The organism is Pseudoalteromonas sp. TB64 (assembly GCF_000498095.1).
Classification (GTDB): domain Bacteria; phylum Pseudomonadota; class Gammaproteobacteria; order Enterobacterales; family Alteromonadaceae; genus Pseudoalteromonas.
Genome location: NZ_AUTQ01000111.1, coordinates 58846 through 68443, shown reverse-complemented (window position 1 = coordinate 68443; position 9598 = coordinate 58846). Strand labels below are relative to the sequence as shown.

The following is a 9598-nucleotide window of genomic DNA, read 5'->3' as shown; positions in this document are numbered from 1 at the left end:
AAAGAAAGTGAACGGTCTGTCAGCCATGAATGCATTTATCTGTATATCTGGGAAGATAAAAAAGCAGGTGGTGAGTTATACCTACATCTGCGCCGACACGGTAAGAAATATCACAAGCGCAGTCATGGTAAAACAAACCGAGGGCAAATAAAAAATCGCGTTAGCATTGAAGAACGTCCACAAATAGTTGATGAGAAAGGTCGTATCGGAGATTGGGAAATAGATACCGTTATAGGTAAAGGTCATCGAGGCGCCCTTGTTACCATTGTAGAGCGGGTCACCCAATTCACTGTATCAACTCAGGTGGCAGGCAAAACAGCACAAGCCGTCACTGCGGCGACGATAGAACTATTAAGGCCATATAGGTCAGCGCTTCATAGCATCACGGCTGACAATGGAAAAGAGTTCGCTTATCACGAGCAAATCACAGAGGCTTTAAGTGTACCTGTTTATTTTGCTCACCCTTATCACTCATGGGAGCGCGGATTGAATGAAAACACGAATGGATTACTACGCCAGTATTGGCCGAAGAGCACAGATTTTAAGACGGTAACACCAGCGCAAGTTATACCAGTACTTGAGCAACTTAATAATCGTCCGAGGAAGACACTAGGATTTGAAACGCCTGCAAAATTGATGCAGGATCACTTGGCGGCTAAAGCCGCCTAAACGTTATGCACTTCAGATTTGAATCCGCGTGATGAATTCAAAAGGTTATTCAGTAATTTATGCATATGATAAATTTATCTCTGCGTATCAAATGAAAAATCCATATTTAGAAGAATATGAATTCCCTACTATTCGTCAGTTTAGGTATTTTTATAAAACTGAATACAATCAAAGTGAGCGAGCTGAGAAACAAGCTGTTCGCATTGAATACCTTAAAGATATTCGTCCTCTTCACGGTACGGCTACAGAGCAAGCTTTAGGTCCAGGTAGTCGTTATGAGATTGATGCAACGATTGCAGATATTTATCTCGTAGATCAGGAGTATCCAGATAAAATCATAGGAAGGCCTACTATTTATATGGTTATTGATGTCTTTAGTCGAATGATTGCTGGATTCTATATTGGTTTTGATAATCCATCATATGCAATTGCTATGAAGGCTTTAACGACTAGCTTTAGAAATAAAGAAGAAGCCTGTAAAGAATTTGGTGTGGCTATATCTGAGCAAGATTGGCCGTGTGTCGGGTTACCAAGTGCAGTGCTTGCTGACCGTGGTGAATTGATGAGTCATCAAGTAAGTTATCTGATTGAAAGTTTAGGTATCAGACTTGAAAGTGCTCCTCCTCGGCGTGGTGATTGTAAAGGTATTGTTGAAAGATCCTTTGGTGTTTTACAAGCGAAGTTTAAGCCTTATTCTCCTGGTGTTGTGACTGGAACAAGAATTAAAAAGCACGGAGAAAAAGATTATCGAGCAGAAGCAACGCTTAACATAAAAGATTTTACTGAAATAATTCTTTATTCAATCTTAGAGCATAACCTCTATAAGCCTTTAACTAAATATGATCGCGATGTTGATATGCCAACTGATTTACCTTCAATACCGATTGAGTTGTGGCGATGGGGAATTCAAAATAGAACAGGCCAACTTAGATCTGTTGATATAAAGTCGGCAGAAATACTATTACTTCCTCGTAAAAAAGTAACGATTTCTGAACAAGGTGTAAAAATTTGGGGGGTTTTATACACAAGCAAAGAAATTATCGAAGCGGGATGGATGCATCGTAATGAAAGTATTAACAGACCAAAAAACTTAGTTGCTGCTTATGATTTGGGTAATACAAATAATATTTATTTATTTCCTGAAAATAATAATAATATATTTTGGGTTTGTGAATTATCTGTTCATAGCAGACAGTTTAAAAATATGACGTGGTATTACGCTTGGCAATTATCTGTCGAAATAAAACAAACGTTAAGCGAAGCTAACTATAAACATTCTCCTGCTCGTAGAGAATTAGCGAACATGATAGATGAGAAGATAAAAGCCGCTAAAAAAAGATCTAAGCTTGCATCCGAGGCATCTCATAAATCAAATGCTGCTCGTATAAAAGAGATTAAAGAAAATAAAGGAGATGCGAGAGAAAAAGAGCGTTTTGATACAGCAATAAAGCCAAAGCAATTAAAGCAAAATAAAGCAGCTGAAGTGATTCAATTGACACCTAGAGAAGATTATTCAACGCCAGATTATACTGATGATTTATTTAATGACGATGGGGATAATGATTAATGAGTCTATCAAATCGAGTTATTGCAACCTATCAGACATCTGATATTGAATCATATAAAAATAATCCTTTAATTGAAGCTTTACCTCCTCTAAATGATTTTCTTACTGATGCTAAAGCCCTGAAGTCTAAAATTCATTGCTCTGAGAGCGAGCGTTATCTCAGCTCAATTAAACGAGTTCACCATATAAGCCGAATTATAGATGAGTTTTTTCAACCATTAAATAATCACTTTTTACTACATGAAAAACTCTCGATAATGATTAGATCTGGCTATGTAGGGAGAAATCCAAATACTAGCTACTGGGCAAAACATATTCAAAATGGTTATGAAAGAGTTATTCAAGGTGACTTAAGTGCTCATAAATTCACTGATGTTTCATCTACTGCACAAAGTATGACACTCATCGGGTGTAGTGGTTGCGGTAAAACGACTACAATTACACAATTATTATCTTTATATCCTCAAGTTATTTATCACCCATCCATGAATATGGAGCAGGTTGTATATTTAAAAATTGATTGTTCGCATGATGGTTCGTTGAAAGAAATTTGTCAGAATTTTTTTAGAGCGATGGATCGTGCATTAAAAACATCAAACTATGAAAAGCAATACTCAAAGGGTAGACATGGAATCGAAACTTTACTTGCAGGTATGGCACAAGTCGCTAATGCTCACGCTTTAGGTGTACTTATTATTGATGAAATACAGCATTTAAGCAGATCTCGTTCTGGCGGTTCAGAAAAAATGTTAAATTTCTTTGTAACGCTAGTCAATACAATTGGGTTACCTGTTATTTTAGTTGGAACGCCAAAAGCACGACAAATCTTTGAAGCTGATATGAGATCTGCAAGACGAGGGTCTGGTTTTGGTGCTCTATTTTGGGACCCTTTAAAACCAAGTCCTCAATGGGATGCACTTACAGATAAATTGTGGAAACTTCAATGGCTTCAAAAGTCAGAAAAAACGTTAAATGATGAAATTAGAGATACTTGGTATGACCTCAGCCAAGGAGTTCTTGATATTGTTATTAAATTATTTGTCTTAAGCCAACTTCGTGCAATCGCACTTAATAAAGAATGCATAACTTCTGAGTTAATGAGAAAAGTTTATGCTGATGAGTTAAAACCAGTTCACCCTATGTTAGAAGCGTTGCGCTCAAAAGATCCATTAGAAATCGCTAAATATTCAGATTTACATCTTAAAGATACCGATAAGAGATTGCTAAAATTACAGCAAGAAATTATCGATAACGCATTTGAGACACCAGAAGAAGTAGAGTTTCAGAAGTTAAGGAATAAAGAAGAAGAAAAAGTTTATACCGCTTTAAAAGACGAATTTAAATCTTCGCTTTTAGTGCCTGTGATCAAACGAATTTTTGACCAGAATCCAACATTGACTTGGATTGATATATTACCCATCGTTAATTCTAATTTGAAAGAACCCATTGAATCAAAAAAAGAAAGTAATACAGAAACGAGAAAGGAGTCTATAAAGCTAAGCGATTGGCATTCGTTAGAGTCAGATGATTTTAGGTATCTCTTTTCACAGAAAAAAGAAACGATCAGCCTTTATGATGACATACTAGATAATGGCCTGATTTTCGATATGAATAGTTGGATAGAGAAAGTGGGGTAACGTTGCACAATTTTCCCATTCCTCATCACAACGAATTAATATACAGCACCGTTGCTCGTGCTGGCGTTAGGTTTGGAATTACAAGCCCCAAACGACTACTTGATGAGGTTTTTGATAATAGAACTGTGATTGCGACAATAGATATACCAAGCAATTTATCTTGTATATCTAATCAATTAAAAAACACAGGTAAATACTCTGTTGAGGAATTAATTTATCAACATACTATGTTTCCTCTTTATGCGTTATTTACTAATGAAGAAACCAGATTAAAAATAATAAACAAGATGAAAGGAAATACAAAAGGAATTGCTCATTTAAGTTTAGGTATTACGGCTTCAAAAATAAAAATCCCGAAGAGTTTTTATTTTTGCCCTAAATGTGCAGAAGAACAATTATTATACGGCGAGACGTACTGGTCTAGAGAATGGTATCTGCCAGAGCTTCCTTGTCCAAAACACCACACTCTTAATATATTAGATTCTTCACCGCAAGACAGCCGTCATCATTTTCAGCCTTGTAGTAATAAAAAGCCGCCCTGTAGATTTTTCTTTAAGCTCGACTTTATTGACTAAAAAAGCAAAGGAATTACTAGAAATACCGGTTGAACCTTCACCCACAGCAGTTGAATGGGCTACGTTCTATAAAAATATAGCTTCTGATAATGGGTTAATCAAAGGTAACACTCATATTCGACATCAAGACATCTTTGAATTAGTTCAGCCATATTTAATACCTTCCTTAAAGTGTGACCCTGTTTCAGATACTACTTGGCTCAGATCTATATTTCGCAAGCACCGTAATTCTTTTAACTACCTTCAGCATTTGACTATTTGGCAAACCTTTATGCCAAAAGCTTCTGTTTGCGAAATAATAAGAGAAGTAAAAAAGACCAATAAAATCATTATTATTCCTCAAAGAGGGGCTATAAAAATTATTTTAGAGAAAGACAAGTTAGAAAAGCGCATTCTTTGGGAAAAACTAATCGTAAAGTCTTCAGTACAGATTATAAGAGATAATAACGGCGGGGCTTTATATGCTTGGCTCTACCGACATGATAAAAAATGGTTACTTGAATTTAATGCTCAGAATAAATCCTCTTTTGTATCGATGACGACAAGAGTGGATTGGCATAAAAGAGATAAAAAATATTCTAAACAATTACTTTCAGAGTTAAACGACCTCGATCTTTCATTGGCTGGGCCTAGACGATCATCGTTATATTTAGTGAATAAATTAGAAAATTCCAATTTGATCAACAGAAAAATGAATAACCTCCCTATTTTAAAAGCTTTATTGGCTAGGTATTCAGAGTCTATTTTTGAGTATCAAGCAAGGCGATTGACATGTGCTGCATACAAACTTTTTATTGAGTATGGGTTTGTTACTGAATGGCGTTTATTGCGATTGGCTGGCTTATCACAAGAACGAATACACCTGCACAACAAAGATCTGATGAATTTTATTACGAATGAATGGAGAAGCAATGAGTGCTAAGTTCCCTAAATGTGATGATGATGTGAAAATTGTTCATCTAGGTAAGGTCTTGATACCTAAAAACTCAAAAGAGTTTAAACCATTAATTGAAGTTTGGTGTTATCCCCCTCAAAAGTCGAATAATTTTCATACATCTACATTTTCTAACATGCCTATTCTTTTTCGTAATAATATTATCAATAAAAATAGGTTGGCTGAAACGTATGTAAATACTGGAAATCATTTATTTACATTAAATGACTCTTTAGAAGAAGGGATGTTGGACGTTTTTCCTGAGTTATCAAAAGCAGATTCAGTAAGAAATAAAGAGGCTGAAGTAAATGCTTTTATTTTACATCGAAAAAATAAACCAACGATTGTTATCCCACAATTAGAGCTTGCTCGTGTATTATTTTTCTCAAGTTCATATTTATCAAGAGCGTCATTAATGTCAACTAGGTTACTGACTGATTTCTCTGTTGATTTACAAAATGATATCGCTAATATTGAAGTGATAAAAACATCGAACTTTCCACTTTCAACTTTTGATCAATCATCAACTAGACAAATTATTAGCTGGTTATTGTTGGATCAAAACGCTAGAAAATCATTTAGCTCTATTTTCATGCACTTCAACCTTGAAGTTAGCGATGCCGTAAATTATAAAACATGGCATTTCAAGTTTGATCCTCCAGAAATGAATAATTGGAAAATATTTTACAATGGACGTCTTGATAGTAGTGGTAAATATTTCTTAGTAGAAAAAATTTATGATGTCGAAATTGATGCACAAATGCCTTCTGAAGTTTATTTTCATAATCCAAATTTTACGCATATTGATGATCAGTTATCTCCGTTGAAAGGTGGTGGTAAGTCAACACTTTATGAGCCTCCAGAAGATCATCATATTGATGATGACCAAACAGCATCAAATAAAAGCAAAGTAGTTTTAATTGGTGAATTAAATCATTGCTTAAGGTTTAAAAATCAGTTCTCTTCAGCAAAGTCTACATTACCTAAAAGAAGTAAGAACCCACAGAATCATGACTCTGAGGCTAAACTAGCAAGTGATATTGTGAGTACAGGTGAGCCGGATAGCACAGGAACAATACAAGTAGCAGATCTTTCTGGTACTCAGCAGGATTCTTCAGATAGAACAGAAGAATACGCATCTAGATTTACAGCATTTACTTTAATGATCAATGTTCTGAATAATAACTACGGCTGTGAAATAGTTGAAAAAATAACACATGAATTAGATCAAGTTGGTAGAAGCAAGTGCCACCTTATCGGTGAAAATAAAAAAAGAGCAATCATGAGTGTGTTAATTAAAAAAGAAGGACGTTTAAATTACCTACTTGAGGTCGATACCACAGGATTAAATAAATGGTTATCTACTAAATGTATTAAGGTGTCTAGCCCAAAAGGTTGGCATTATTGTTTTTCTTCCATCAAAACTGGATTAGTGCAAAAGTCACTTGCATGGCCAACAAAGATATTAAACGATCGTTTTGGTGAAGCTAAACATATTGGTATTTCACACCCTAAAGCTGATAGTGAACACACAACGGATATCTCACTTGAATCCATTAATGAATGGGCTAAAAGAGTTATGAGCTTCTTGTAAATTAAGTAAATAGATATACCATAATTCATTTTTATGGCGTTTTAGTCAGGGTAAGAGCATGAACGTTCCTATACAAATTTCGTTTATTAAAAGTTATGTTTTGGCTTGTTTTTTGTTATTAATTATTACCCGTGCGCAAGTAATTGAATAAAGATAAACCTTTGTGTTCAAAAAATGCTCACTAGTAATCTTACGCTGGCGTTTTAGTAACTTTATATAGATAGAATATCACAAAGATTTTAGCTCCAAATATATTAATTAAATCAATAAAAATGACTTCTATTGAGGGCTCAGAATCTCACAAAAATATGAAAATAACCGAGAGTATGATTACGCTCATCTAAAGTGGTCAATCAAAACTAAATTCCAATTAAAATGGAGTCCTGAAAAAATATCAGGGTAGCTAAGAGAGTTATCCATCAGTTATGGAACTATCTATCTACATATTTGGTCAGATAAGTCACCTTCAAAGAAGATAGTGCCGTATAAGAAAAGGAGATGGTGCTGGAAATGTTGGTATTATTAGGCGTTTTGTACTGAACTTATTAACACTTAATCTAAGTATGCAGTTATCCTGATGGTATTAGTTAATTTTTTTGTTAAATTGGGCATATCGCCGATTCAAAAAGTAACGCTACTTTAAGACGTTTTTTCATTTTTTGATAATATCTGATTAATAAATAAGGCACAAAGAATTACAACCAGTGCTATCCATGTATTTACTTGAATAGAGTCATTGGTGACCAATGCGCCAATAAACACGCCAACAGCTGGTACAATATAGTTTGTCATAGAGGTAAATACAGGTCCTGCATTTTTAATGCACATCATATAGAGATAATAAACAACTCCTGCGCATATAGCACCCAAGTAAAACAGTGAGAATATAGCTGTTATCGAGGCTTCTTTATATTCAAAAGGAGCAACAATTAACGCTATGATAACTAATTGAACACTGGCGGCTGAAAGCACGTTCCGAGCAACAATTAAAGGATGTTCATCTCTAACACGATTAAGTAATAATAGTGCTATAGCAAAACATATAGCGGCAACCATAATCGCTATTGAACTCATTAGGTTGATTTCTCCTTTCCCTGTAGATAAATCAGGGTAGAACAATACAATTAGGCCGCTGAAGCCTACGACGACACTAATAGTATTAGCTACATTAATTTTTGCACCTTTTACAAAGACAGGCGCTAACAACAACACATAAAATGGCAATGTCCCCATTAAAATAGCAGCCATTGAACTATCTAAATTCTGTTGCCCCCATGGTACTAATACAAAAGGAATAGCAGCTTCAAGTAGCCCAATTATACAAAATAATCCCCATTGTTTTCCTGATCCTTTTATGCCTAATGATTTACAAATTAAAATCAAGGTAAATGCACCTATTAGAGCGCGTGTAGCACCAATCCATAGAGGGGAAAAGCTTACTAGTGCGAGTTCTTGAAATATAAATTGTGAGCCCCAAATAAGCCCAATAGCGAGTAACGTTAAATAATTTTTAAGAATCATAAGTATAAACCAAAGTAGTTTTTGTATAAGAATTTGAAATAGAAACTTAATATTAAGCTACTGTTTCAATTGTTTTTAATCAATTAAAGTCACCGAATTAACCTCAAATAACACTCCCTAGATTACTAATCGAGGAGTGGTATTAATGATTGATCTAGAAGTGACTTACCGAAATTCTTACGCATATGAAAGTTTGACATCAAGCATAGATTGGTTGTAATTAACTACAATAAGTCGCCAATTTTCTACTTGATTTGGTTTTGCATACACAATAAGTAAATTTTTATAAGCTTTCTCCACCTTAGCGTGCAAGATGAATAATACTGCTATCACCTGTAAGAAATGACTACAGCCTAAAACCATAAGACTCAGGAGTGATAATTATGGTTTTACTGATGAGGTCCTTATTTTTTCTAAACTGTAAAGCTGTTTAATGAATCGTTGCTACTACAACGATTTTGTTGATATTGTGAATTTTTATTAAACTCAGCTAATACATTTAATAATAAGCTAACGAAGCAATGAAAGAGAGTCTGTTATTTCCTTTTTATAGATTTACTTCTAACTTGGGCACAGTATAATTGTTAAAGTTAACTTTAAGTCAAGGCTTTAATATAATTTAATTTTTCTCCCCTTTATTTTCGGTATAAAAACATGTTAAATAATGATTACTTAACCGTTGGACAATTATCTGAACGAAGTGGTGTCGCAACTTCTGCGTTACGATTTTATGAAACGAAAGGTTTGATTGCATCGATAAGAACGAGTGGAAACCAACGTAGATATAAGGCTGCGATGCTACGCAGGATCGCTTTAATTCAAATTGCAAAATCCGTAGGGTTCACTCTTGAAGAGATAACTATTGAGTTGAAGGAACTACCGATGAATACAACTCCTACTAAAATGGATTGGGATCAAGTGGCTAAAAAATGGCACAATGATTTAGAGAGTAAAGCAAGAAAAATTCAATCTTTAATAAATAACCTAACTGGGTGCATTGGCTGTGGCTGTCTAAGTATGAAGAAATGCCATTTACTTAACTCTGATGATATTGTTCGTGAAAAGTGAGATGGTGAGTAGAGGTGAATTAAAAAGTTAAAT

Annotated in this window: 8 protein-coding genes; 7 read left to right on the top strand and 1 reads right to left on the bottom strand. The window is 34.6% G+C overall.

Annotated features, from left to right (window positions below; all coding sequences use genetic code 11):
• From L647_RS0108475 to L647_RS0108455, 6 genes are all read left to right on the top strand, one after another.
• The coding region (locus L647_RS0108475; protein ID WP_024610111.1) for an IS30 family transposase at positions 1-669 on the top strand (669 nt) is incomplete at its 5' end.
• Between the two features lie 28 nt (positions 670-697).
• Positions 698-2236 (top strand): DDE-type integrase/transposase/recombinase, encoded by a 1539-nt coding sequence (locus L647_RS01000000123900; protein WP_024610766.1) that lies wholly within the window; start codon positions 698-700, stop codon positions 2234-2236.
• Positions 2236-3873: an AAA family ATPase gene (locus tag L647_RS0108465; RefSeq protein ID WP_024610765.1), complete on the top strand. Its 1638-nt coding sequence runs from the start codon at positions 2236-2238 to the stop codon at positions 3871-3873. Before L647_RS01000000123900 ends, L647_RS0108465 begins: the two co-directional genes overlap by 1 nt.
• A gap of 2 nt (positions 3874-3875) precedes the next feature.
• Positions 3876-4448: a TniQ family protein gene (locus L647_RS1000000125610; RefSeq protein ID WP_050581976.1), complete on the top strand. Its 573-nt coding sequence runs from the start codon at positions 3876-3878 to the stop codon at positions 4446-4448.
• Entirely contained in the window at positions 4441-5370 is a 930-nt protein-coding gene (locus L647_RS1000000125605; protein ID WP_050581975.1) for a TnsD family Tn7-like transposition protein, read from the top strand. Before L647_RS1000000125610 ends, L647_RS1000000125605 begins: the two co-directional genes overlap by 8 nt.
• A complete protein-coding gene (locus tag L647_RS0108455; RefSeq protein ID WP_024610764.1) occupies positions 5360-6976 on the top strand; it encodes a Tn7-like element transposition protein TnsE in 1617 nt (538 codons plus the stop codon). The genes L647_RS1000000125605 and L647_RS0108455 overlap by 11 nt, the downstream gene beginning before the upstream one ends.
• Before the next feature lie 639 nt (positions 6977-7615).
• Here the strand turns inward: L647_RS0108455 and L647_RS0108445 are convergent.
• Positions 7616-8497, bottom strand: a complete 882-nt coding sequence (locus L647_RS0108445) for a DMT family transporter (protein ID WP_216712730.1) — start codon at positions 8495-8497, stop codon at positions 7616-7618.
• 654 nt (positions 8498-9151) lie between these two features.
• Here L647_RS0108445 and soxR point away from each other — a divergent pair.
• On the top strand, positions 9152-9565 hold the full coding sequence (gene soxR, locus L647_RS0108435; RefSeq protein WP_029880413.1) for a redox-sensitive transcriptional activator SoxR: 414 nt from the start codon (positions 9152-9154) through the stop codon (positions 9563-9565).
• Positions 9566-9598 lie beyond the last annotated feature (33 nt).